This is a genomic window from Methylobacterium sp. 1A (assembly GCF_058072805.1).
The window spans coordinates 183879-206276 of record NZ_JBYQVE010000001.1 but is presented as its reverse complement, the minus strand read 5'-3'; the positions used below and the strand labels follow the sequence as shown (position 1 = coordinate 206276).

Genomic DNA, 22398 nt, shown 5'->3' with positions numbered 1-22398 from the left:
CCCTGCCACCTACCAACCGGTAGGTTGGTCCCGTACTGGCGCATCGCCGGTCGGGTCAACGAACAGGGAGACGGGACGCATGATGAAGGACTGGAATCAGTACGGCGCCGAGCTCGTCAGCACGCTCGGGCGCATCGGTGCGGTGAGCCCGGACCTCCTCAAGGCCCACGACCAGCTCGCCGCGGCGGCCCCGACCGAGCGCAAGCTGGACGCGAAGACCCGCGAGCTGATCGCCCTCGCGGTCGCGGTCACGACCCGGTGCGACGGCTGCATCGCGGTGCATTCCGACGCCGCCCGCAAGGCCGGCGCGAGCAAGGAGGAGGTCGTGGAGGCGCTGGGCGTGGCGGTGGCACTGAACGCCGGCGCCGCCCTGGTCTACACCGCCCGCGCCTTCGAGGCGTTCACCGGCGAGTCCGGCTGAGCCGACCGGGATAGAGCCATGTCCGGTTCGCCGGGCCGAGGCTCGTCTTCAGGACGGCGCGCCGGCCCGGTCTCGGCTGCCCAGGCGGTCCAGATACGCGCAGAGCATGTCGGCCAGGGCGTCCGCGAAGGTCGTCATGGCCGCCTCGGTCCGGACCACCTCCGAGATGCGCTCGCCGACCTCGCCGAGCGTCATCGCGATGATCTCGCCCGCGACCGCCAAGTCCGTCTCGGGCGCCGCGGGAAGCGCCGCGCGCAGGAAGTCGCGGAAGGCCTGCGAGCCGGCCAGCTGCGGCTCCGCGGCCTCGGGCGCGTCGCGATAGGCCGGGGCGGCCGCGTCGAGGGCCCGGCGCATCGCGGCCTCCGCGCATTCCGAGCGCACGAAGGCGTGGACGGTGGCGCGCAGGCGCTCGCCGGGCGCGCAAGCGGGATCCGTCAGGATGCCGGCGAGGAGGGCGCTCGTGTCCCGCCACTCGTCGCTCTGGAGCTGGAACAGGATCGCCGCCTTGTTGGGGAAGTACTGGTAGAGCGAGCCGATGCTGACGCCGGCGCGCTCGGCGACCCGCGCCGTCGTGAAGCGCGCCGCGCCGACCTCCGCCAGAACCTGAGCGGCGGCCTCCAGAACGGCCGCGACGAGGTCGCTGGAGCGCGCCTGCCGGGGCTGCTTTCGCCTGGAGATTCCGAGACTTGGCCGGTCGGGCATGGGGCAGGGCTCGGAACGCGAATAGGCGCGGGCAGGGGGCGCCGGTACTCTGCGTCGTGTTCAGTTGAACGCGCAAGACGGAAAGCAACGCCATGTCACTCTCAGCATCCACACTCGCCGAACCGCGTATCGCGTCGCTGTTGGACAGTCTCTTCGCGCAGGCGGAGGCCTCCTCACCCTTGAGCGCCATCGGCGATCTCTCGGCGGACGAGCGGGCGCGCCTCATGGGCAGCCGCACCGGCTACCGGGACTTCTACAGCCGGCTCAAGGATATGCCCCTCGCGGTCTCGCGGGAGACCGGCCGTCTGCTCTACATGCTCGCGCGAACCCGCCGGGCGCGGACGATCGTCGAGTTCGGCACGTCCTTCGGTCTCTCGACCCTGCACCTCGCCGCGGCCCTGCGCGACAACGGCGGCGGCCGGCTGATCACCTGCGAGTTCGAGCCGTCCAAGGTGGTGCGGGCGCGGGCGAACCTGATGGAGGCCGGGCTGGCGGACCTCGTCGAGTTCCGCGAGGGCGACGCCCTCCAGACCCTCGGCCTCGACCTGCCCGACTCGGTCGACCTGCTACTCCTCGACGGGGCGAAGGGGCTCTATCCGGAGATTCTGAGCCTCGTGGAGAGTCGCCTCGGACCGGGGGCCCTGGTGGTCGCCGACAACGCGGACCACAGCCCGGACTACCTGCAGCGCGTGCGCGCGCCGAGCCGGGGCTACCTGTCGGTGCCGTTCGCCGAGGACGTGGAGCTGTCCATGCGGCTCGGGTGAGGCAGGCCCTGGACTCGGACCGGTGGTCGCCTCAGCGCGACGCGACCGCCGTCGGGACGCGGGTCCGGTCGCTCAGGCCCACTCGCGCTGGGCGAGCTTCTGCTCGTAGGCGTCGATGGAGGAGACGCGCTCCAGTGTCAGCCCGATCTCGTCGAGGCCGTTCAGCAGGTTGTGCTTGCGGCCCTCGTCGACGTCGAAATGCAGGGTGCCGCCGTCCGGTCCCCGGATCGTCTGCGCCGCCAGGTCGACCGTCAGGGTGGCGTTCGCGCCGCGCTCGGCGTCCTCGAAGAGCTTCTCCAGATCCTCGGGCGACACGACGATCGCCAGGATGCCGTTCTTCGCGCAGTTGTTGAAGAAGATGTCGGCGAAGCTCGTGGAGATCACGCAGCGGATGCCGAAATCGGCCAGCGCCCAGGGCGCGTGCTCCCGGGACGAGCCGCAGCCGAAATTGTCGCCGCACACCAGGATCTTGCTGTTCCGGTAGGCCGGCTGGTTGAGGATGAAGTCCGGGTTCTCGGAGCCGTCCTCGCGGTAGCGCATCTCGGCGAACAGGCTCTTGCCGAGGCCGGTCCGCCGGATCGTCTTCAGGTACTTCGCCGGGATGATCCGGTCGGTATCGACGTTGATCGTCCGCAGAGGCGCCGCGACGCCCTCCAGGGTGGTGAACTTTTCCATCGTCTGACGGCTCGTGTCGGTGGTCTCTCTGTCGCGCGGTTTAGCAGCCGCGGGCCCGGGCCGGAAGCGTCAGGCGAGGTCGGGCGCCGTCGCCCGGGACAGGGTGCCGTCGTGGAGGGCCGAGGCGACCAGCGCCCCGGCGATCCCGGCCGCCCGGAGCGCCCGCAGGTCGTCCGGGCCGCGCACGCCGCCCGCCGCGTAGAGACGGCGATCCGGCGCCCGCGCGCGCAGGGCTCCCAGGACCGCGAGGTCCGGGCCGGCCCCGGCGCCGACCTGCGCCAGCGTCATGGCGATCACCTCCGGCGGCCAGAGCGCCGGATCGTCGTGGAGGGCCGCCGGGCCGAGCCGCTCCGCGCCGCGCGTATCGAGGGAGAACACCGCCCGGTCGCCGAGCCGCGTCAAGAGGTCGGCATCCGCCTGGCTCTCGCTGCCGATCACCGGTCGCCCGAGCCCGGCCTCCAGGAAGGCCGCGACGCCCTCCGGCTCGGCGAAGCCGGCATCGACCCACAGGGCGATCCCCGGGCAGGCGCGGGCGATCGCCTCCAGGGCGCGGAGATCGGGCGCGGCGCGGTCGATGATCGCGTCGAGATCGGCGACGTAGAGGATCGCGGCGGGCCACGCGTCGACCAGCCCGCGGGCCACCGCGTCCGGCGCCGAGCCCTTTGCCAAGGGCGTCTCGATCGGGGCATAGGAGGAGCGCTCGCCCCGGCGCGCCCGCACCACGCGGCCGCCCCGGAGATCGAGCACCGGGATCACCGCGAAGCCGGGGCGCCCGATCCTGTGGTCCATCGAGGCGCTCATCGCGGTCCCATGCGCTCATCAAACCCAACGACCATCGGGTGGGACCTCGGCGGGGTCCACGTCAAGGTCGCCCTGGTCGAGGACGGCCGGGTCGCGGCCGCCGCCCAGGTGCCGTGCCCGCTCTGGCAGGGCCTGCCGGCCCTTGACCGGGCGCTGGAGGCCGCCCCCGACTGGGCCCGCGGCGCGGCCCTGCACGCCGTGACCATGACGGGCGAGCTGACCGACTGCTTCGCCGACCGGCGCGACGGCGTCGCGGCGCTCGCCGGATGGGCCCGGTCGCACCTCGCCGGGACCGTGCGGATCTACGCCGGCCGCTCCGGCCTCGTCGCCCCCGAGAGGGCCGCGTCCCTGTCGGCGGACGTGGCCTCGGCCAACTGGCACGCCACCGCGGCGCTCGCCGGCCGGCACGTCCCGGACGCGCTGCTGGTCGATATCGGCTCGACCACCGCCGACCTGATTCCCGTTGTGGGCGGGCAGGCGGCCGCGACCGGCTACAGCGACGCCGAGCGGCTGGAGACCGGCGAGCTCGTCTATACCGGCGCGGTGCGCACGCCGGTGATCGCCCTCTCCGACCACGCCCCCTTCGCGGGCCGCCGGACCCGGCTGATGACCGAGACCTTCGCCCACATGGCGGACGTCTACCGCATCCTCGGCCAGCTCCCCGAGGGCGCCGACCAGCAGCCGAGCGGCGACCGCAAGGGCAAGACGGTCGCCGAGAGCGAGACCCGGCTCGCCCGGATCGTCGGGCGGGACCGGGCGGAGGCGCCCGGAGCGGCCTGGACGGCGCTCGCCGCCCATTTCGCCGAGGCGCAGCTGCGCCTGCTGCACGACGCGGCGGCGGAGATCCTCAGCCGGCCCGACATCGGCGCGGACGCGCCCCTCGTCCTGTGCGGCGCCGGCGCCTTCGTGGGCGCCCGCCTCGCCGAGCGTCTCGGCCGGCCCTCGACACCACTCGTGACGCTGCTGGCGGACCGGATCGGCGGCGCGCGCGACGGCATCTCGACCTGTGGACCGGCGGTGGCGGTCGGCCTCATCGCCGCGGAGGAGGCACTCGCATGAGCGCAATCAAGATCCTGGCCCGGATCCTGACGGCCCGGGTCGGGCCGCATATCGAGCTGGCCGTCGAGACGGAGACCGGTGAGGTTCTGAAGGTGCTCGCCACCGAGGACCAGGTCGACCGGCTGGTCGACGAGCTCGAGGACATCCTCAACTCGCCCGCCGACCCGGAGGATGACGGGCCGCCCCAGGCGGCCTGAGGCCCCGGGAACCGCCGGTCGCCATGAGCCTGATCGCCGCCAAGATCGTCGTCACGCCGACCCTGATGTGGGCCGTGTCGGCGGCCGCGCGCCGGTGGGGCAGCCTCGTCGGCGGCCTGCTCTCGGGCCTCCCGCTGACCTCGGCGCCGATCTCGGTCTACCTCGCCGCCGAGCAGGGCGAGCGCTTCGCCGCCGACGCGGCGATCGGCTCGGTGGAGGGGCTCGGCGCGGTCACCGTCAGCTACCTCGTCTACGCCGTCGCCGCGCCGCGGACGGGGGGCCTCGCGGCCGCGCTGCTCGCCCTCGCGGGCTTCGTCCTCGGCGGCGCGCTGCTGCACGGGGTGATCCAGCCCGGCCTGTGGCTCGCCACGGCGATCGACCTGCCGGCGATGGCCCTGGTGGTCGCCCTGTGCCGGCCGGCCGCGGGGACCGAATCGCCAGTCCGCCGGGCGCGCCCGCCGCGCTGGGACATGCCGGCCCGGCTCGCGGCCGCCACCGCCCTGGTCCTGATGGTCTCGGGGCTGGCGCCGCATCTCGGCTCCGGCCTGAGCGGCGTCCTGGCGCCGATCCCGATCATCTCCTGGCCGCTCATCGTCTTCGCCCGGGCGCAGGACGGCGTCGGCGCCGCCCTGGACGTGGTGCGCGGCAGCGCCCAGGGCGCGTTCGGCGTGCTGGCCTTCTATGTCTGCGTGCACCTGCTGCTCGGGCGGATCGACCCGGTCGCGGCCTACGCCGCCGCGATCGCGGTGTCGGCGGCCTGCGTGCTGCCGTGGCTGGTCGCGCGGCGGCGCCCGCTTTCCGCGTGACCGGGCCGCGCCGAGGCGACCGCGGAGGGGATCAATGCTGCCGGAGACGGGAATCCCGACCCTCACACCGGGCTACGCGGCGGTGCCGCCCGGCCATCTCGCCACGATCGTCACCAGCCTGGAGATGCTGCGCCCGCCGCCCCCGCGTCCGGGACGGCCGTTCCCGCCCGGGCTCGCCCTCGAGCCCTTGGAACGCACCGACCCGGAGACCTACCGGAGCCTGTTCCGGGCGGTGGGCGCCGACTGGCTCTGGTTCTCGCGCCTCACCCTGGCCGACGAAGCGCTGGCGGCGATCCTGGCCGACCGGGATGTCGAGATCCTCGCGCTGCGGCGGGAGGGACGGAACGTCGGCATGCTGGAACTGGATTTCCGCCGGCCCGGCACCTGCGAGCTGGTCTTCCTCGGACTGACCGGGGACGCGGTCGGTACCGGGATCGGCCGCACGCTGATGAACGCGGCGATCGGCCAGGCCTGGGCGCGCCCGATCGCGCGGTTCTGGGTGCATACCTGCACGCTGGACCATCCCGGCGCGCTCGCCTTCTACCGGCGCTCCGGCTTCGTTCCTTTCGCGATCCACGTCGAGGTCGCGCCCGATCCGCGGCTCGACGGGACCCTGCCGCGCGACTGCGCCCCGCACGTGCCGCGGCTCGGCTGAGGCGCCGTGGGGTCCGGACACGAAGAGACCCGCGGCCTCGCGGCCGCGGGTCTCGTGTCGTCAGTCGCGCGCGCCGGTCAGGCGGCGGTGCGCTTGCGGGCTTCCTGCTTCGTGTCGACGCCGGCCGCTTTGATCTCGGACAGCTTCTGCGCGACGTTGCGCGAGAACACGAACTCGGCCGGGCGCTGGTTCTCCAGGCTGACCTCGGGGGCCATCTCGCCCTCGGTCTTGATGCCGCGGATCGCGTGCACCAGCGGCTTCCAGGGCTTGCGGACCGAATCGACCACCGAGGAGGCCTCGTAGCCCGAGTGGACCATGCAGTCGGCGCACTTCTCGTAGTTGCCGGTGCCGTAGGCGTCCCAGTCGGTGGTCTCCATCAGCTCCTTGAAGGTCGCCGCGTAGCCCTCGCCGAGCAGGTAGCAGGGCTTCTGCCAGCCGAACACGGTGCGGGTCGGGTTGCCCCAAGGGGTGCAGTGGTAGGTCTGGTTGCCGGCCAGGAAGTCGAGGAACAGGCCCGACTGCTGGAAGGTCCACTTCTCGCGGCCCTTCTCCTTGCCGTGCCGGAACACGCCGCGGAACAGGTCCTTCGTCGCCTTGCGGTTCAGGAAGTGCTTCTGGTCGGGGGCGCGCTCGTAGGCGTAGCCGGGGGAGACGGTGATGCCGTCGATGCCCATCCGGGTCACGCTGTCGAAGAAGTCGGCGATCTTCTCCGGCTGGGAATTGTTGAAGAAGGTGCAGTTGATGGTGACCCGGAAGCCCATCTCCTTGGCCTTCGCGATCGCCGCCACGGCCTTGTCGTAGACGCCGCGCTGGCACACCGACTGGTCGTGCATCTCCTTGTCGCCGTCCAGATGGATCGACCACGTGAAGTACGGGCTCGGCTTGTACTCCTTGATCTTCTTCTCGAGGAGCAGCGCGTTCGTGCAGACGATCGCGAACTTCTTCTGGGCGATGATGCCCTCGACGATCTGCGGCAGGTCCTTGTGGAGGAGCGGCTCGCCGCCGGCGATCACCACCACCGGGGCGCCGCACTCGCGCACCGATTCGAGCGCGTCGGCGACCGGGAGGCGCTTGTTCAGGATCTCGTCCGGGTAGTCGATCTTGCCGCAGCCGGCGCAGGCCAGGTTACAGCGGAACAGCGGCTCCATCATCATCACAAGCGGGTAACGCTTGCGGCCCGTGAGGTGCTGCTTCAGGATGTAGCCGCCGATCTTCGCGACGTACCGGAGGGGGATACCCAAGATTGCGGCTCCTTACTTCGTCGGCCCCGGGACATCGGGGTGCTTAACGCGAAAAAATCTCGAATTCCAGCGATCTAGCTTGGAACTAATCTGAAATGACCCCGTTTCGGCGGGGCGATGACATCTTATTCCGTGCCTGACGCAACGGCGCCACATGAACCGCGCGTGCGGAGCCCGTGGGCGGACGCGCCCGATCGTCGAGGACAGCACGTGCATTGCGTCGGCAATACGACCGGAATCCCACGATTCGGGTGGCCGCGCCAGAAACGCCGTGCGCTAGCGCACACGGGCGGGCGCGGGATGCGCGCCACGGCGGCCGCGTTGCAATCTGGCATCGCCCTCTTTACTGAGCCTCGTGGCCGCGATGCAAGTCCCGGCCCGCGGCGGGTGTCCCGACCGCGGACCGCATCGGGCGCAATCAGTCGGGTGCCGGGCGCGCGCGGCGCGCTCGGATCGGGCGGCGTGGCGTTCCTCGAACCCGATGCGCACCCGGCCGAATCGCGGAGCGTCGCGCGGCGGAGCCCTGAGCCCGCCCGTGTCGGTGGCCCGGGTTCGGACCGGACAGATGGCAGGAGCCGGTCGCGCACGGGGCGCGTCCGATGCGAACAGGCAGGGTGCTCGTGATCGAAAGTCTCGTCGCGTTCTCGGTGCGGTATCGGTGGATCGTGATCGCCTTCACGGCGTTCCTCACGGTCGCGAGCCTCGGAGTCGCGGCGCACCTGTTCCGAATCAACACCGACGTCGAGCGGCTGATCGACCCGAAGGAGCCTTGGCGGCAGGACGAGATCAATTTCGAGAAGGCGTTCCCGCAGCGCAGCAACACCATCGTCGCGGTCATCAACGGCGAGACGCCGGAGGAGACCGAGGAGGCGGCCGCCAACCTCGCCAAGGCGCTCACGGCGCACAAGAACCTGATCGAGACGGTCTACCGGCCCGACGGCGGCCCGTTCTTCAACAAGAACGGCCTGCTGCTGATGTCGCAGGCGGACCTCGACAAGACCCTGGAGGCGCTGACCCAGCAGCAGGGTCTGCTCGGGCCGCTCGCGGCCGACCCGTCGCTGCGGGGTATCATGCGGGTGCTGACGCTGGGCGCGCGCGGCGTGAAGAGCGGCGAGGCCAAGATCGAGGATCTCGAGAAGCCCATGGGGCAGATCGACGCCACCCTGCAGAAGGTGCTGGCGGGTCAGCGGGCGCGCCTGTCCTGGCAGGAGCTCCTCTCGGGGGGTGAGACCAGCGTCACCGACAAGATGAAGTTCGTGGTGATCCAGCCGGTCCTCGACTTCAACGCCCTGGAGCCCGGCTACCAAGCGACCAAGCTGATCCGCAACGTCGCCAAGGATCTCGGGATCGACGCCCAGAACGGCCTGCGGATGCGCCTGACCGGCACGGTGGCCGTGGCGGACGAGGAGTTCGCGACACTGTCGGAGGATGCCGGCCTCAACAACAGCATCATCGTCGGCGCGATCGTGCTGTTCCTGTGGCTGGCCCTGCGCTCGGGCAAGCTCGTCGGCGCGGTGATCATCACCACCTTCGCGGGCCTCGTGGTCACGGCCGCCCTGGGCCTCATCATGGTCAAGGAGCTGAACCCGATCTCGGTGGCCTTCGCGGCCCTGTTCGTCGGGCTCGGCATCGATTTCGGCATCCAGTTCTCGGTGCGCTACCGGGCCGACCGCTACGAGCAGCCGACGCTGGAGAGCGCGATCCGCGCCGCCGCCCGGGGCGTCGGCTGGTCGCTGACGCTCGCCGCGGTGTCGCTGGTGGCGGGCTTCTTCGCCTTCCTGCCCACGGCCTTCCGCGGCGTTTCGGAGCTGGGCCTGATCGCCGGCGTCGGCATGATCGTGGCCTTCCTGTTCTCGCTGATCCTGCTGCCGGCGCTGATCGCGGTGTTCAAGCCGGTGGGCGAGAAGGCGGCGGTCCAGACCGAGTGGCTCGTCGGCGTCGACCCGTGGATCATCCGGCACCGCAAGCCGATCCTGATCGGCGTCGGCGTCCTGACCCTGGCCGGCGCGCCGCTCCTCTGGCACCTGCCGTTCGACTCGAACCCGATGCACCTGCGCAGCGCCAAGACGCAGTCCATCGCGACCTACCTGGACCTGATCAAGAATCCCGAGACCAGCCCGAACTTCATCGACGTGCTGGCGCCCAGCGTCGCGGAGGTGCCGGCGCTGTCGAAGACGCTCCTGGCCCTGCCGGTCACCGCCTCGGTCAACAGCATCGACACCTTCGTGCCGCGGGATCAGGACAAGAAGCTGGCCCAGATCGCCGACACGGCCCAGCTGCTCGATCCGGTGCTCAATCCCGGCCGCCGCCCGCCGCCGCCGACCGACGCCGACAACGTCAAGGCGCTCAAGGACGCCGCCGCGGCGCTCAACGGCCTCTCGGCCGACGCCAAGGGCGACGCGAAGGGCGCCCAGGAGGCCAAGCAGCTCGCCGGCACCCTGGACAAGCTCGCCGCCGGACCGGTGCAGCTGCGCGAGGCGGCCTCGGTGGCGCTCACCAAGGATCTGGTGCCGCTGCTCGCCCGCCTGCGCGACCTGCTGCATCCCGAGAAGATCACGCTGGACAACCTGCCGCCGCAGCTGAAGGCCGACTGGGTGGCGGCGGACGGACGGGCGCGCATCGAGGTTCACCCGAAGGGCGATTCGAACGACGACACGGTGCTCCGCCGGTTCTCGGACGAGGTCCTGAAGGTCGCCCCGCACGCGACCGGCGCGCCGGTGGCCACCACGCAGTCGAGCTACACGATCCTGGGCGCCTTCGTGCAGGCGGCGGTGACGGCCTTCGTGCTGATCTTCGTCATCCTCTCGGTCGCCCTGCGCAAGCCGTGGGACGTGGCGATGACCCTCGGCCCGCTGGTGATCGCGACGCTCTGGACGCTGATGGCGATGCGCATCGTCGGCATGCCGCTGAACTTCGCCAACATCATCGCCCTGCCGCTGATGCTCGCGGTCGGCGTGGCGTTCCACATCTACTACGTGATCGCGTGGCGGGCGGGCGTGACCGACATGCTCGCCTCCAGCCTCACCCGGGCGATCTTCTTCTCGGCGCTGACCACGGGCAGCGCCTTCGGGTCGCTGGTCCTGTCGAGCCATCCGGGCACGGCCAGCATGGGCAAGCTGCTGGCGCTGTCGCTGTTCTTCACCCTGGTGGCGGCGTTCTTCGTGGTTCCGGCGACCCTCGGCGAGCCGCCGGAGCAGCCCGACGAGGATCGTCCGGAAGCCGAGAAGGCGGCCGGCGCGGCCCTGCGCAAGTCCGTCCCGCACCAGGATCCGGTGCCCGCCAAGTAGAAGCCGAGCAGCGCCGGCCGGTCGCGGCCGGCGCTTCGGAGGGCCTCAGAGGACCTTCTCGAAGAAGTGGTCCGGATAGGGATCGTCGTTGAAGCGGTCGATCTCCACCCAGCCCGACCGCCGATAAAGCGCCAGGGCCTCCGAGAGGGCGCTGTTGGTGTCGAGCCGCAGCGTCCGGATCCCGAGGTCGCGGGCGGCGGCCTCGGCCTCGCGCATCAGCCGCTTGGCGAGGCCCAGCCCGCGCGCCGCGGGATCGACCCAGAGCCGCTTGATCTCCGCCACCGCGCCGCCGCCCCCCTTGAGCCCGACGCATCCGATCGGCAGCCCGTCGGCGCACGCGAGCAGGAACACGCCGCGCGGCCGCACCATGGCGGCGGCCTCCGGGTCGCACGACCGGGCGACGTCGAACCCGCCGGCAAACCGGGTCGCGAGCTCGGCGTAGTAGGCGGCGAGGCAGGCGCGGGCGCCCGCGTCGGTCGGGTCGGCCTCCCGGATCGCGATGGCGTCGCGCCCGAGGGCCAGAGCGACCCGGTCCATGGCGTGCAGCAGCGCGTCCACCTGCGGTGCGCGCTCCAGCAGGGCGACGGCGCGGGCATCCGACAGCGCCTCGTAGGCCGCGAACTCGCGCCGCCCGGCCTCGGTCAGGGAGGCGACCCGGCGGCGGGCATCCGCGGGATGCGGCGCGGTCGCCACCAGCCCCTCCTCCTCCAGGCTCCGCAGGAGGCGGCTCATCAGGCCGGAATCGAGGCCGAGATAGGCGCGGATCTCGCCGATCTCCGCGCGCCCGGCCCCGACGGCGTTCAGGACCCGCGCCGCACCGAGGGGACGGCCGCGGCCCAGGAACGAGGAATCGAGCGCGCCGACCTCGGCGGTGACCGCGCGGGCGAAGCGGCGGACGCGGGCGATCTCGGCAGGCTCCATGTTACCTGACTAAAGTCAGATAACGACCTGGGTCAACCGAGGAAGTCGGAGAACCCGCCGCGGACGGCGCCCGACGCGTCGGCGGCCGACCGGGATGCAGGGGCGATCAGGGCGTTGCGCTCGTCGGCGTAGCGGTAGCCCGGCGCCTCGCCGGGGAAGCCGCCGGCGGTGGCCGGATGGGTGTAGAGCTCGGTCAGGCCGTCCGGAAGTTCGGCCAGCAGGGCCGCGACACGGGCGGGCGTCATGGCGCCGGACCACGCGAGGCCGAGGGTGCGGTCGGGGATCAGCAGCCCGGCCTGCCGGGCGCGGACGGCGAGCAGCGCCGCCCAGGGGGCGATGTCGAGGGCGGCTCGCGGCCGCGCGCCGGGCTCGGCGCGGCGCAGGATCTCGCGCGGCTCCCGCGGCACCCGCAGGGCGCGCATCCCGAAGTCGCGGCCGACGCGCAGCACCGCCCCAGCGATCAGCGGGTGGACGTGGAAGTGCTTGTGGGCGTTGACGTGGTCCAGCGGCAGGCCGGTGGCCCGGTAGGCCTCGAACTGCGCCCGGATCTCGGCGGCGAGCTGGCGCCGGGCCGCGGGCCTGCGGGCGAAGTCGAGGCCGAGGCGGGCCATGTCGGCCCGCATCAGGCCGGCCTCGTCCGTCAGGTCGGGAAGCTGTTCCGCCGGCAGGGTCGGCCACGCCTCCACGAGGACGAGGTGCAGCCCGACCCGCAGGGACGGCATCCGCCGGGCCCGCGCCACGGCGTCGGCGGCGGCCGGCGCCGAGACCATCAGGCTCGCCGCCGTGAGGATCCCGTCGCGATGGGCCTGCTCGACGGCCTCGTTGACCTCGGGGCTCAGCCCGAAATCATCCGCGGTGACGACCAGACGCTTCACGGTAACCTCGTAACGGGTGTCGAGAGGGCTCGCCCTCTCGCGGGTCCAGGGCGGAGCCCTGGAAGAGGGGCGGGGCTCTCCCCCGCTCCCCGCCGGGGCCGCAGGCCCCGGACCCCTGACTTCAGGCCGCCTTGGCGGTGCCCTGACGCTCCTTGAGGAAGCGGTAGAACTCGACGCCCTCGCGCAGGCGGCGCTTCATCATGTCGGGCGAGCGCACCATCTCGCTGACGATCGAGGCGATCTTCGGCGCCCGGAAGTAGAACTTCTTGTAGAACTCCTCGACCGAAGTGAAGATCTCGGTGTGGGAGAGGTGCGGGTAGTGCAGCGGCGCGACCTGCACGCCGTTCTCGTCGACGAGCTCGGCGTTCTCGATGTCGAGCCAGCCGTTCTCCACCGCCTGCTTGTACAGGAAGGTGCCCGGGTAGGGCGCCGCCAGCGAGACCTGGATCGTGTGCGGGTTGATCCGCTTGGCGAAGTTGATCGTCTCCTGGATCGTCTCCTTCGTCTCGCCCGGCAGGCCGAGGATGAAGGTGCCGTGGATGGCGATGCCCAGGTCGTGGCAGTCCTTGGTGAACTTCTCGGCGACCTCGACCCGCATGCCCTTCTTGATGTTGTGCAGGATCTGCTGGTTGCCGGACTCGTAGCCGACCAGCAGCAGGCGCAGACCGTTCTCCTTGAGCACCTTCAGGGTCTCGCGCGGCACGTTCGCCTTGGCGTTGCACGACCACGTGACGCCGAGCTTGCCGAGCTCGCGGGCGATCTCCTCGGCGCGCGGCAGGTTGTCGGTGAAGGTGTCGTCGTCGAAGAAGAACTCCTTGGTCTGCGGGAACTCCTTCAGGCAGTACTTGATCTCCTCGATCACGTGGGCGACCGAGCGGGTGCGGTAGGTGTGGCCGCCGACCGTCTGCGGCCAGAGGCAGAAGGTGCAGCGGCTCTTGCAGCCCCGGCCCGAGTAGAACGAGATGTAGGGGTGCTTCAGGTAACCGATGAAGTACTTCTCCATCTCCAGGTCGCGCTTGTAGACGCTGGTGACGAAGGGCAGCTGATCCATGTCGGTCATGATCTCGCGGTCCTCGTTGTGGACCACGACACCGTTGGCGTCGCGATAGGACAGCCCCTTGATCTCCGACATCGGGACGCCGTCGGCGACCTCCTTGACGGTGAAGTCGAACTCGTTGCGGGCGCAGAAATCGACCACCGGGGCCTGGGCCATCGCGCCGGCGGCGTCGACCGCGACCTTGGCGCCGATCAGGCCGGCGATGAGCTTCGGGTTGGCGGCCTTGAGCGCCTCGATCGTCTTCACGTCGGATTTGAACGACGGCACCGAGGTGTGGAGCACGACGAGGTCGAAGTCGTTGGCCTGGGCCACGATCTCGGCGAGCTTGATGTTGTGCGGCGGCGCGTCGATCAGCTTCGAGTTCGGCACCAGGGCGGCCGGCTGGGCCAGCCAGGTCGGGTACCAGAACGACTTGATCTCGCGCTTGGCCTGGTAACGGGAGCCGGCACCGCCGTCGAAACCGTCGAAGGTGGGGGCCTGGAGGAAGAGCGTGCGCATGGGGTTCAAGGCCTCAGGGCAATGCCGGGGGAGGGGCGGAGGACGAGGGAGCCGGGTTCAGCGGAGCGGCGCGCCGGCATCGCGGCCGAGTTCGGCGTCCGGGATCAGGGTGCCATCCGCAACCACGTGATAATCGTGACCTTTCCATGTCACCGCCCCCGACACGAAGGCCCAGGAGAAGTTCAGGAAGGAGAGGATGTCGCGGATCGGCAACAGTCCGTAGGGGTGCGGGGCGAGGCCGAAGGCCCGCTCCAGCTGCCGGCAGAGCAGCACGCGGCTCGCCAGCGCCGCGGCGGCGACCCAGAGGGCGCCGGTGCCGGCGCCGGGCAGGAGCGCGCCCAGCAGCGCGAGCGGGAAGGCGTGGGTGACGATCGAGCCGGCGTAGCCCGCCGGGTCGACGGTGCGGATCGTCCGGTTCCAGCGCAGCTCGTGCCGCCACAGGCCGGAGAGATCGGTGTCGACGCTGGTGTGGCCGATCGTGAAGCTCGGGATCACCACCCGGCCGCCGAGGCCGCGCAGGGCGGCGCCGATGGCGTAATCGTCCGCCAGATCGTTGCGGAAGGTGCGGAAGCCGCCGACCGCCTCCAGGCTCGCCCGGGTGAAGGCCACGGTGGAGCCGAAGCAGGGCTTCGCCAGACCGAGGCTCAGGCCCATCACGACGTTGGGCAGGAAGTGGGTGTCGATCGCGAGCGTCGAGAGCTGGTCGTACAGGCCCCGGAAGGCCGGGACCCCGTGGTACAGGCAGGTGACGCCGGTGACGCCGTCCTGGGACAGCTCCGCGACGAGGCGCTCGAGGTAGTCGGGCCCCACCACCATGTCGCTGTCGGCCAGCACCACCACGTCGTGGGCGATGGCCTCGGCCATGTTGATCAGGTTCGAGACCTTGCGGTTCGATCCGTGCTGCCGGCCGTCGATCACGAGGTCGATGCGGGCCTCGGGATAGGCCTGCTGCAGGCGCTCGACCACGCCGATCGCGGGATCGGTGGGCTTCTGGACGCCAAACAGGACCTGGACCGGCCCGGCGTAGTCCTGGCGCAGCACGGTCTCGAGATTCGCGTATAGATTGGGCTCGAGGCCGCAGAGCGGCTTCAGCACGGTCACGGAGGGCCGCGTCGCGCCGGCGGGCAGCACCGGCGGGCGGCGGCCCGCGTAGCGGCCCGCGCACATGGCGGCGGCCAGCCCGTAGACGCAGCCCGCCGCCGCCAGGATCAGGCAGAGCAGCGAGAGCCACGAGAGGCCGAGCAGCGCCAGGGAGGAGACATCCATCCGGTCGGATCCGTGCGGTCGTCCGGCCGCCGAGGCGGCGATGGCCGCGAACGGCCGGTTCAGGTCGGCGCAGGCGCCGGCGCCGCTCAGGGCGTCGGCTTGGCCGCGAGCATGCCGTCGGCCCGCGCCCGGAGGAACTTCACGACGCCGTCGGCGCCCCCGGACTTCAGCGGCGCCGACAGGGCGTTCCGCTGCGCGGCGATCTCGCTGACGTCGCCGTTGAGCAGGACGTCCTGGATGCGGTTGTCGGCGTTGACGACGAAGTCCACGGCGGAATCGTCGCCGTCCGCGGCGGTGACGCGGGTCGGCACCACGCGCTGGGCGCCCCGCTCCTCGACCTTCGGGGTCACGTCGAACTTGCCGCCGGCGGCGCGGGCCAGGCGGTTGGCGTAGGTCACGGTCAGGCTGCGCTTGAAGGCGTCGATCACCGCCGCCTGCTGCTCCGGGGTGAAGCTCGACCATTTCGAGCCCACCGCGACGCGGGTCATGGCGGGGAAGTCGAACGCCTTGTCGAGCGCGGGGCCGACGGCCTCGACCCGGGCCGGCAGGGGGCCGGGCCCGTCCTTCAGCGCGGCCGAGAAGGCGGCGTAGAGGTCGCGCACGGTCTGAACGGCCGGATCGTCCGCGGCCCATGACGGGGCCGGGACGAGCAGGGTCAGGGCCAGGGGTGCGGCGATGAGGGCGGCCGCGAGCCGGTGGGTCAGGCGCACTTCTTCAACTCCTCGCCGTCGCCGAGCCGCGCCCCCATGCGCGGCGGAGCGTAGCTGTAGAACGGGCCGAGGGTTGCGGGCTGCGCGACCGTCTTGGCCTTGCGCCCGGCCTCCGGCGCAGGCTCGCGCTCCTCTTCCTCCGGCGTCTCGGACCGGAGCCTGGACTCGATCCGGTGCCAGAGCAGGAGGCTCGGGAGCCCGACGCCGAGATCGGCGAAGCGCTTGACCAGCGACAGGGCGAGCGCCGCCTCGGCCGGGATATTGAACAGGCCGCACAGGGCGATCAGTCCGCCCTCCTGCGCGCCCAGGGCGCCGGGCACCGCGAAGGCCGCGCCACGCACGGCCTGGGCGAGGCTCTCGATCATGAGCGCCTGCGCGAAGTCGATCGGGTAGCCCATGAACCGCAGGCAGACATAGACCTCGAGCGTGCCGATCACCCAGCCGGCGAGGTGGACCACCAGGGCCAACGCGAAGCGACCGTGGTTGCCGTAGAGCCGGCGCAGGCTGTCGTAGAGCTGGTCGATGGCGCCGAAGGCCCGCCACTCGCGCCCGGAGGCGAAGCGGCTGAGCAGCGCCTGGATCAGGCGATGACCGGCCTTGCGCTGGATCAGGTAGAAGGCGCCGAGCGCCGGGACCGCCAGGGCCAGCCCGCCCTCGACCGTGTGGGCGATCGGTCCGTCGCCGGAGATCAGGACCAGTAGGGCGAGGCCGGCCACCGTGAACAGGAGCTGCGTCAGCGCCTGGGTCATCAGGTCGACGAACATGCTGGCGCCCGCGAGCGCGCCCGGAACGTTGCGCTTCGACAGGAGGCGGGCGCCGACGAAGTCACCGCCGACGGTGGCGACGGGCAGCAGCGTGTTGATGCCCTCGCGGACGAAGCGGAGCGAGATGCAGTCGGCGAGCTTGGTCGCGCCGGCGGGGAACACGACGTACCAGCCGAGCCCCGCCCAGGCGACGGCCACGAAGCGCGCGAGCACCACCAGGGCGGCGCCCCAGCCGGCGCTCACGACGGCGGCCGACACATCCTCCAGGCCGGAGGACATGAACAGGCCGACGACCGTGCACAGACCGGCGATCGAGGCCAAGGTCGTCAGGCGCTTCATTGTCGTCTTTCAAGCTCGCGTAAGGCTTGATGCGGGAAATCGGTCACGGTCGCGGCAGAAATAGGTCCATCGGCCCGGGAACGTTTCTGTCACGTTGCAGCACGGATTAGCGGTGTCTATCACCCGTTTGACACACCGAGGGCCAAAGCGGCGGCGGGGCGGAGAAGCCCGCGCAGAAGGCCGCGGCACGTCGCAGAAGGGGCACACGTCATGGAGCGCGAATCACCGATCACGGCCCTGGAGGCCGTGACCGACGACACGCATGCGGGCGGCTTTCCGGGCGGGACCGGACCGGGCGTGCCGGCTCCCCAGTCGCCGGTGATGGCCTGGAACGAGTGGGATCCGCTGGAGGAGGTCATCGTCGGCTCGCTCGACGGCGCCACGATCCCGACTCACCACCTGACGGTGATCTTCAACCTGCCGCGCGCCGCGCAGCCGTTCTACCGGCTGGCGAGCGGCTGGAAGTATCCGAAGTTCATGAAGAAGCTCGCCCAGGCCGAGCTCGACAACTTCATCACCATCCTGGCCGGCGAGGGCGTGAAGGTCCGCCGCCCCGACGCGGTGGATTTCTCGAAGAAGTTCAAGGCGCCGCGCTGGTCCTCCCGCGGCTTCTGCGTCGCCTGCCCGCGCGATCCGTACCTCGTGATCGGCGACGAGATCATCGAGAGCCCGATGTGCTGGCGCTCGCGCTACTTCGAGGGCGACGCCTACCGGTCGCTGTTCAAGGAGTACTTCCGCGCCGGCGCCCGCTGGACCTCCGCGCCGCGGCCCCAGCTGACCGACGACCTCTACAACTACGATTACCGGGTGCCGAACCTGAAGGCCGGCGAGCCCATGCAGTTCACGGTCAACGAGTTCGAGCCGGTCTTCGACGCCGCCGACTTCGTCCGCTGCGGCCGCGACCTGTTCGTGACCCGCTCGAACGTGACGAACCTGATGGGCATCGAGTGGCTGCGCCGCCACCTCGGCCCGGGCTTCCGCATCCACGAGATCGAGAGCCGCTGCCCGCAGCCGATGCACATCGACTCGTCGTTCATGCCGCTCGCCCCCGGCAAGGTTCTGGTGAACCCGGACTACGTCGACGTCGAGAAGCTCCCGGCCGTACTCAAGAAGTGGGACGTGCTGGTCGCCCCGCGCCCCGACCCGGTCGAGGGCTTCATGAGCAAGATCTCGATGTGCTCGCCCTGGACCTCGATCAACGTCCTGGCGATCACCGAGAAGAAGATCGTCGTCGACCAGAGCCAGCCGACGCTGATCAAGGCCCTGAAGGACTGGGGCTTCGACCCGATCCCGGCGCCGTTCCTCAGCTACGGCCCGTTCGGCGGCTCGTTCCACTGCGCGACACTCGACGTCCGCCGCCGGGGCGTGCTGAAGTCCTACTTCTAGGATCAAGGCGCCGGGCACGCCGTCGTCCCGGGGCGCCGCGAGCGCCCCGGGACGACGGAGGACGGCGCGCGGCGCCTAGCGCGCCGCGATCCCGGCGATCAGCGCCGCATTGAACCCCTCCGGGTCCGACATCTGCGGCGCGTGGCCGAGATCCGGGAACTCCACGAGCCGCGCGCCCGGGATGGCCCTGGCGGCCGCCTTGCCGAGCTCGGGATAGTTGCCGAGGCTCGCCCGCACCTCCGGCGGCGCGAGGTCCTTGCCGATCGCCGTGTTGTCCTTCTGACCGATCAGGAGCAGCGTCGGCACCGCGATCTGCGGGAACCGGTAGACCACCGGCTGGGTGAGGATCATGTCGTAGAGCAGGGCCGAGTCCCAGGCGACCGCCTCCTTGCCGGGGCCGTTGTTGAGGCCCGCGAGCATCGTGACCCAGGGCTCGTAGCGGGGCTCCCAGGCGCCGGCATAGTAGGTCGCCGTCTCGTAGGCCCGGATCGAGGCCGCCGTCACCTTCAGCTCGCGCTGGTACCACCGCTCCACCGAGGTCGGCGGCACGCCCTTGGCGGCCCAGTCCTCCAGGCCGATCGGGTTGACCAGCACGAGCTGCTCCACCGCCTTGGGGTAGAGCAGGGCGTAGTGGGCCGCCAGCATGCCGCCCGTCGAGTGGCCGACCAGGATCGGCCGCTCGATCCCGAGCTTTTCCAGGAGCGCGCGGGTGTTCTCGGCGAGCTGCCGGAAGGTGAACTGGTAGGCCGCCGGCTTGCTCGACTTGCAGAAGCCGATCTGGTCCGGCGCGATGACCCGGTACCCGGCGGCGCTGAGCGCCCGGATCTGGCTCTCCCAAGTGGCGGCGCAGAAATTCTTGCCGTGCAGCAGAACGGCGGTCCGGCCGTTCGGCGTCGCCGGCCGGACGTCGAGATAGGCCATCTGCAGCGGCTGGCGCTGCGACGTGAACGGGAACCGCTCGACCGGGAACGGGTAGGCGAAGCCCTCGAGTTCGGGCCCGTAGGTCGGCTGCTGCGGCGGCTCTGCGGAAGCGTGCCCGGCCGGCACCAGGGCCAGCAGGACGGAAGCGAGGAGGGTTCGGAGCATGGCCGCGTCGGAGCCTGATCTGCGAGCGGCGTGCGGCGCCGCGCCGCCCGCTCAGATCGGTCATCCGGGTGTCCCTGTCCACGTCCCGCGGAGCGGCGCGGCTTCGCGCCCGCCGCAGGGCGCGCTATCTCCCGGGCGCGCTATATGCCGGGCGCGACCGTCTCTCGCCGCGGATGTCCCGATGCTGCGCCTCACCGCCCTGTCCGCCCTCGCCGGGACGCTCCTCCTCGGGCCGGCCCCGGCCCGGGCGGCGGATGCCTGCGACGTCCTCGCCGCGCGGGTGATCCGCACCACCGGCGCCTCCCTGGCCGGCCGGGCCGGCCCCGTCGCGGTGTTCCGGGCGCAGGATGCCGAGCGGCTGAGCCTCGATTGCCGCGCCCCCGCCCGCATCACCGTGGCCTCCCGCGAGCGCGAGCCGGCGCCGGCCTACTTCGTCCTGATCGGCCGCGCCGCGCAGGCGCTCGCCGGGGCGGACGCCGCCGCGGTCGAGGTACTGGCGCTCAACCTCCACCAGGCCAGCCTGCTGGCCGATGCCCCGCGCCGGGGTGGCGCCGGCCGGATCCTGATGCTGTGCGAGACCGGCCCGCGCGCGGACGCCCTCCGAGACGACCGCACGGTCTGTCGGGTCGCGCCCCGGCCCGGGCTTTCGCGGATCCGCCGCGCGGGCTAGACCGGCCGGCATGTCGAAGATCGAGACACCCGGCCCCGTCGTCCAAGTCGGCGACGCGCGCTTCGCCAACCATCTGCCGCTGACGCTGATCGCCGGCCCGTGCCAGCTCGAAGGGCGCCAGCACGCCCTGGAGATCGCCGCCGCCCTCAAGGAGATGGCCGCGGGTCTGGGCGTCGGCCTCGTGTTCAAGACCTCCTTCGACAAGGCCAACCGCACCTCGGGCAGCGCCGCCCGGGGCATCGGCCTCGACGGGGCGCTCCCGGTCTTCGCCGAGATCCGCGAGACCCTCGGGCTGCCGGTGCTGACCGACGTGCACGCCGCCGAGCAGTGCGCCCCCGCCGCCGAGGCGGTGGACGTTCTCCAGATCCCCGCCTTCCTGTGCCGCCAGACCGACTTGCTGCTGGCCGCCGCCGCGACCGGCCGCGCGGTCAACATCAAGAAGGGCCAGTTCCTGGCGCCCTGGGACATGAAGCACGTCGCCGCCAAGGTGACGGAGGCGGGCAACCCCAACGTCATCGTCACCGAGCGCGGCGCCTCGTTCGGCTACAACACCCTGGTCTCGGACATGCGCAGCCTGCCGATCATGGCGCATGTCACGCAGGGCGCGCCGGTGGTGTTCGACGCCACCCACTCGGTGCAGCAGCCCGGCGGGCAGGGGGCGAGTTCCGGCGGACAGCGCGAGTTCGTTGCCGTCCTCGCCCGCGCCGCCGTGGCGGTGGGCGTGGCGGGCGTGTTCATCGAGACCCATCCCGACCCCGACCGGGCGCCCTCCGACGGCCCCAACATGGTGGCGCTGAGGGACATGCCGGCCCTGCTCGAGGAACTCCTCGCCTTCGACCGCCTCGCCAAGCGCCGGGCCGCCTGACCGGCTCAGGCGGCCGCCGGCTCCAGGACGTGGATCCGCAGGGGCTGGACGAGGCCGAACTGCCCGTCGGCCTCGCGCGCGGCGGCCTTGAGGAAGGCCTCCTCGACCACGGAGCGCCGGTCCCGGATGGTCGCCTCGCGCGCCGGGTCCACGGCGCTGACGCGGGCGAGGAAGGCGTCGAGGGAGTCGAAGCGCTCCCGCCGCGCGATCGTCGCGTCGCGGCGGCACGCGTAGGCGCCGCGGGCGAGGGCGGCCGCGATGGCGTCCTGGGCGGCGGCGCGGATCGCGGTCTCGTCCTCGATCGGCCGCAGGGCGTCGAAGAAGCCGCCTTCCGCCAGGGGCTCCACCACGACGAGCAGCCCGCCCGGGGCCAGGACGCGGGCCGCCTCGGCGAGGGCCGCCGCCGGGTCCGGGACGTGGTGGAGAGAATTCAGCATCACGGCGCCGTCGAAGCTGGCGTCCGGGAAGGGCAGGGCCTCGCCGGTCGCGGCCTCGAAGCGCGCCTCCGGCACGGCGGCCCGCGCCCGGGCGAGCGCCGCGGCGCCGGGATCGATCCCGGTGACCCGCGCGCCCGCGTCGACCAGCTGCCGCGCGAGCGTCCCGGCGCCGCACCCGATATCGACGACCCGCTTGCCGGCCAGCGGCGCGAGGCTCTCGCGGATCAGGGTCAGGGCATCCATCGTCGGTCCTCCCGGCAGATCCGTAGCACGCCCGACCCGCGGCGGGGCGGATTTCCATCTCCGGGACCGGCCGTCCGCCGCGCCGGCCCGCCGCGGCGTTTCAGGTGCTCCCGAAGACTCGCCGCAAGAGTTCGAGCGGTTCCGGAAGAGCCGCACCCAAGCTTGACCGCACTCATCGAAGCGGCGGCCACGCTGAACAACGGTTCATAATCCCGACTGGGTGCGGATCCGCACGCAAGTCCGGCGTGAAATCTGGAACTGTCCGGATGCGGCCACGTTATTGGGCATGTTCGATCAGGGATCGAGAAGGAACACTATGCGCAAGATCGGTATCATCGCCACTGCCGCCGCCATGGCTCTCGGCAGTGTTGCCGTCACCACGAGCGCCGAGGCGCGGCCTTACGGCTACCACGGCGGCTACGGCGGCTACGGTCACGGCTACTACCGCGGCCGTCGCGGCATCGGCACCGGCGCCGCCATCGGCCTCGGCATTGCCGGCCTCGCGGCCGGTGCGATCGCCGCGGGCGCGGCCCGCGACAGCTACTACGGCGGCGGCTACGGCTACGCCCCGTCCTACGGCTACGGCTACGCCCCGGTTTACGGCGGCTACGGCTACGCCGCTCCGGGCTACGGCTACTACGGCTACGGCTACTGAGATCGGAGATCCGGAAGG

General features: G+C 71.6%; 23 protein-coding genes. 11 read left to right on the top strand and 12 right to left on the bottom strand.

Features of this window, described 5'->3' with window-relative positions; translation table 11 throughout:
- The first annotated feature begins 79 nt into the window (after positions 1-79).
- Positions 80-421, top strand: a complete 342-nt coding sequence (locus ACX9MN_RS01010; RefSeq protein WP_020095292.1) for a carboxymuconolactone decarboxylase family protein — start codon at positions 80-82, stop codon at positions 419-421.
- Between the two features lie 48 nt (positions 422-469).
- Here the strand turns inward: ACX9MN_RS01010 and ACX9MN_RS01005 are convergent, their stop codons facing one another.
- The gene (locus tag ACX9MN_RS01005) at positions 470-1123 is read right to left on the bottom strand and encodes a TetR/AcrR family transcriptional regulator (RefSeq protein WP_489723537.1); all 654 of its coding nucleotides are present in this window, start codon (positions 1121-1123) and stop codon (positions 470-472) included.
- A 92-nt stretch (positions 1124-1215) separates the two neighbouring features.
- Between ACX9MN_RS01005 and ACX9MN_RS01000 the strand changes: the two genes are divergently transcribed.
- Positions 1216-1887, top strand: a complete 672-nt coding sequence (locus ACX9MN_RS01000) for an O-methyltransferase (protein ID WP_489723536.1) — start codon at positions 1216-1218, stop codon at positions 1885-1887.
- A 72-nt stretch (positions 1888-1959) separates the two neighbouring features.
- Here ACX9MN_RS01000 and leuD read toward each other — a convergent pair whose 3' ends face one another.
- Positions 1960-2562 carry a 3-isopropylmalate dehydratase small subunit gene (leuD, locus tag ACX9MN_RS00995; RefSeq protein WP_020095295.1) on the bottom strand — a complete coding sequence of 201 codons (603 nt, stop codon included), beginning with the start codon at positions 2560-2562 and terminating at the stop codon, positions 1960-1962.
- A gap of 69 nt (positions 2563-2631) precedes the next feature.
- Positions 2632-3363: a HisA/HisF-related TIM barrel protein gene (locus ACX9MN_RS00990; RefSeq protein ID WP_489723535.1), complete on the bottom strand. Its 732-nt coding sequence runs from the start codon at positions 3361-3363 to the stop codon at positions 2632-2634.
- 9 nt (positions 3364-3372) lie between these two features.
- Here ACX9MN_RS00990 and ACX9MN_RS00985 point away from each other — a divergent pair, with 9 nt between their 5' ends.
- From ACX9MN_RS00985 to ACX9MN_RS00970, 4 genes are read left to right on the top strand one after another with little or no spacing between them, the layout of a single operon-like run.
- Entirely contained in the window at positions 3373-4422 is a 1050-nt protein-coding gene (locus ACX9MN_RS00985) for a hydantoinase/oxoprolinase family protein (RefSeq protein ID WP_489723534.1), read from the top strand.
- Positions 4419-4619 carry a hypothetical protein gene (locus tag ACX9MN_RS00980; protein WP_012317969.1) on the top strand — a complete coding sequence of 67 codons (201 nt, stop codon included), beginning with the start codon at positions 4419-4421 and terminating at the stop codon, positions 4617-4619. The genes ACX9MN_RS00985 and ACX9MN_RS00980 overlap by 4 nt, the downstream gene beginning before the upstream one ends.
- Before the next feature lie 23 nt (positions 4620-4642).
- Complete coding sequence (locus tag ACX9MN_RS00975) at positions 4643-5425, top strand: hypothetical protein (protein ID WP_489723533.1); 783 nt, start codon at positions 4643-4645, stop codon at positions 5423-5425.
- Positions 5426-5459: 34 nt separating this feature from the next.
- A complete protein-coding gene (locus ACX9MN_RS00970) occupies positions 5460-6080 on the top strand; it encodes a GNAT family N-acetyltransferase (RefSeq protein WP_489723532.1) in 621 nt (206 codons plus the stop codon).
- A 77-nt stretch (positions 6081-6157) separates the two neighbouring features.
- Here ACX9MN_RS00970 and hpnH read toward each other — a convergent pair whose 3' ends face one another.
- The gene (gene hpnH / locus ACX9MN_RS00965; RefSeq protein ID WP_020095300.1) at positions 6158-7321 is read right to left on the bottom strand and encodes an adenosyl-hopene transferase HpnH; all 1164 of its coding nucleotides are present in this window, start codon (positions 7319-7321) and stop codon (positions 6158-6160) included.
- A gap of 620 nt (positions 7322-7941) precedes the next feature.
- On the opposite strand from hpnH, the gene ACX9MN_RS00960 reads away from it, so the two are divergent.
- A complete protein-coding gene (locus tag ACX9MN_RS00960; protein WP_489725199.1) occupies positions 7942-10608 on the top strand; it encodes an MMPL family transporter in 2667 nt (888 codons plus the stop codon).
- Positions 10609-10653: 45 nt separating this feature from the next.
- On the opposite strand, the gene ACX9MN_RS00955 is transcribed toward ACX9MN_RS00960, so the two are convergent.
- From ACX9MN_RS00955 to ACX9MN_RS00930, 6 genes are all read right to left on the bottom strand, one after another.
- Positions 10654-11529, bottom strand: coding sequence for a bifunctional helix-turn-helix transcriptional regulator/GNAT family N-acetyltransferase (locus ACX9MN_RS00955; protein WP_489723531.1), 876 nt, complete (start codon positions 11527-11529; stop codon positions 10654-10656).
- Between the two features lie 32 nt (positions 11530-11561).
- Positions 11562-12404 carry a hopanoid biosynthesis-associated protein HpnK gene (hpnK, locus tag ACX9MN_RS00950; protein ID WP_489723530.1) on the bottom strand — a complete coding sequence of 281 codons (843 nt, stop codon included), beginning with the start codon at positions 12402-12404 and terminating at the stop codon, positions 11562-11564.
- 121 nt (positions 12405-12525) lie between these two features.
- A complete protein-coding gene (gene hpnJ / locus ACX9MN_RS00945) occupies positions 12526-13959 on the bottom strand; it encodes a hopanoid biosynthesis associated radical SAM protein HpnJ (RefSeq protein WP_020095304.1) in 1434 nt (477 codons plus the stop codon).
- Positions 13960-14016: 57 nt separating this feature from the next.
- On the bottom strand, positions 14017-15225 hold the full coding sequence (gene hpnI, locus ACX9MN_RS00940; protein WP_020095305.1) for a bacteriohopanetetrol glucosamine biosynthesis glycosyltransferase HpnI: 1209 nt from the start codon (positions 15223-15225) through the stop codon (positions 14017-14019).
- An 86-nt stretch (positions 15226-15311) separates the two neighbouring features.
- Positions 15312-15935: an MlaC/ttg2D family ABC transporter substrate-binding protein gene (locus ACX9MN_RS00935; RefSeq protein WP_482959580.1), complete on the bottom strand. Its 624-nt coding sequence runs from the start codon at positions 15933-15935 to the stop codon at positions 15312-15314.
- A complete protein-coding gene (locus ACX9MN_RS00930; protein ID WP_132366807.1) occupies positions 15926-17038 on the bottom strand; it encodes a flippase-like domain-containing protein in 1113 nt (370 codons plus the stop codon). Before ACX9MN_RS00930 ends, ACX9MN_RS00935 begins: the two co-directional genes overlap by 10 nt.
- Positions 17039-17248: 210 nt before the next feature.
- Here ACX9MN_RS00930 and ACX9MN_RS00925 point away from each other — a divergent pair, with 210 nt between their 5' ends.
- A complete protein-coding gene (locus ACX9MN_RS00925; protein WP_020095308.1) occupies positions 17249-18424 on the top strand; it encodes an amidinotransferase in 1176 nt (391 codons plus the stop codon).
- Between the two features lie 75 nt (positions 18425-18499).
- On the opposite strand, the gene ACX9MN_RS00920 is transcribed toward ACX9MN_RS00925, so the two are convergent.
- The gene (locus tag ACX9MN_RS00920; RefSeq protein WP_489723529.1) at positions 18500-19510 is read right to left on the bottom strand and encodes an alpha/beta fold hydrolase; all 1011 of its coding nucleotides are present in this window, start codon (positions 19508-19510) and stop codon (positions 18500-18502) included.
- Positions 19511-19691: 181 nt separating this feature from the next.
- Here ACX9MN_RS00920 and ACX9MN_RS00915 point away from each other — a divergent pair, with 181 nt between their 5' ends.
- A complete protein-coding gene (locus ACX9MN_RS00915) occupies positions 19692-20180 on the top strand; it encodes a hypothetical protein (RefSeq protein ID WP_489723528.1) in 489 nt (162 codons plus the stop codon).
- Positions 20181-20190: 10 nt separating this feature from the next.
- Entirely contained in the window at positions 20191-21045 is an 855-nt protein-coding gene (kdsA, locus tag ACX9MN_RS00910; RefSeq protein ID WP_489723527.1) for a 3-deoxy-8-phosphooctulonate synthase, read from the top strand.
- Between the two features lie 5 nt (positions 21046-21050).
- On the opposite strand, the gene ACX9MN_RS00905 is transcribed toward kdsA, so the two are convergent.
- Positions 21051-21725, bottom strand: a complete 675-nt coding sequence (locus tag ACX9MN_RS00905) for a class I SAM-dependent methyltransferase (RefSeq protein ID WP_489723526.1) — start codon at positions 21723-21725, stop codon at positions 21051-21053.
- Positions 21726-22041: 316 nt separating this feature from the next.
- On the opposite strand from ACX9MN_RS00905, the gene ACX9MN_RS00900 reads away from it, so the two are divergent.
- Positions 22042-22380 (top strand): hypothetical protein, encoded by a 339-nt coding sequence (locus ACX9MN_RS00900; RefSeq protein WP_012317985.1) that lies wholly within the window; start codon positions 22042-22044, stop codon positions 22378-22380.
- Positions 22381-22398 lie beyond the last annotated feature (18 nt).

Excerpts from the sequence above, each read along its gene's own strand:
- ACX9MN_RS01010 (WP_020095292.1), top strand. The coding sequence starts at position 80 with ATGATGAAGGACTGGAATCAGTACGGCGCCGAGCTCGTCAGCACGCTC.
- ACX9MN_RS01005 (WP_489723537.1), bottom strand. The coding sequence starts at position 1,123 with ATGCCCGACCGGCCAAGTCTCGGAATCTCCAGGCGAAAGCAGCCCCGG.
- ACX9MN_RS01000 (WP_489723536.1), top strand. The coding sequence starts at position 1,216 with ATGTCACTCTCAGCATCCACACTCGCCGAACCGCGTATCGCGTCGCTG.
- leuD (WP_020095295.1), bottom strand. The coding sequence starts at position 2,562 with ATGGAAAAGTTCACCACCCTGGAGGGCGTCGCGGCGCCTCTGCGGACG.
- ACX9MN_RS00990 (WP_489723535.1), bottom strand. The coding sequence starts at position 3,363 with ATGAGCGCCTCGATGGACCACAGGATCGGGCGCCCCGGCTTCGCGGTG.
- ACX9MN_RS00985 (WP_489723534.1), top strand. The coding sequence starts at position 3,373 with ATGCGCTCATCAAACCCAACGACCATCGGGTGGGACCTCGGCGGGGTC.
- ACX9MN_RS00980 (WP_012317969.1), top strand. The coding sequence starts at position 4,419 with ATGAGCGCAATCAAGATCCTGGCCCGGATCCTGACGGCCCGGGTCGGG.
- ACX9MN_RS00975 (WP_489723533.1), top strand. The coding sequence starts at position 4,643 with ATGAGCCTGATCGCCGCCAAGATCGTCGTCACGCCGACCCTGATGTGG.
- ACX9MN_RS00970 (WP_489723532.1), top strand. The coding sequence starts at position 5,460 with ATGCTGCCGGAGACGGGAATCCCGACCCTCACACCGGGCTACGCGGCG.
- ACX9MN_RS00955 (WP_489723531.1), bottom strand. The coding sequence starts at position 11,529 with ATGGAGCCTGCCGAGATCGCCCGCGTCCGCCGCTTCGCCCGCGCGGTC.
- hpnJ (WP_020095304.1), bottom strand. The coding sequence starts at position 13,959 with ATGCGCACGCTCTTCCTCCAGGCCCCCACCTTCGACGGTTTCGACGGC.
- hpnI (WP_020095305.1), bottom strand. The coding sequence starts at position 15,225 with ATGGATGTCTCCTCCCTGGCGCTGCTCGGCCTCTCGTGGCTCTCGCTG.
- ACX9MN_RS00930 (WP_132366807.1), bottom strand. The coding sequence starts at position 17,038 with ATGAAGCGCCTGACGACCTTGGCCTCGATCGCCGGTCTGTGCACGGTC.
- ACX9MN_RS00925 (WP_020095308.1), top strand. The coding sequence starts at position 17,249 with ATGGAGCGCGAATCACCGATCACGGCCCTGGAGGCCGTGACCGACGAC.
- ACX9MN_RS00920 (WP_489723529.1), bottom strand. The coding sequence starts at position 19,510 with ATGCTCCGAACCCTCCTCGCTTCCGTCCTGCTGGCCCTGGTGCCGGCC.
- ACX9MN_RS00915 (WP_489723528.1), top strand. The coding sequence starts at position 19,692 with ATGCTGCGCCTCACCGCCCTGTCCGCCCTCGCCGGGACGCTCCTCCTC.
- kdsA (WP_489723527.1), top strand. The coding sequence starts at position 20,191 with ATGTCGAAGATCGAGACACCCGGCCCCGTCGTCCAAGTCGGCGACGCG.
- ACX9MN_RS00905 (WP_489723526.1), bottom strand. The coding sequence starts at position 21,725 with ATGGATGCCCTGACCCTGATCCGCGAGAGCCTCGCGCCGCTGGCCGGC.
- ACX9MN_RS00900 (WP_012317985.1), top strand. The coding sequence starts at position 22,042 with ATGCGCAAGATCGGTATCATCGCCACTGCCGCCGCCATGGCTCTCGGC.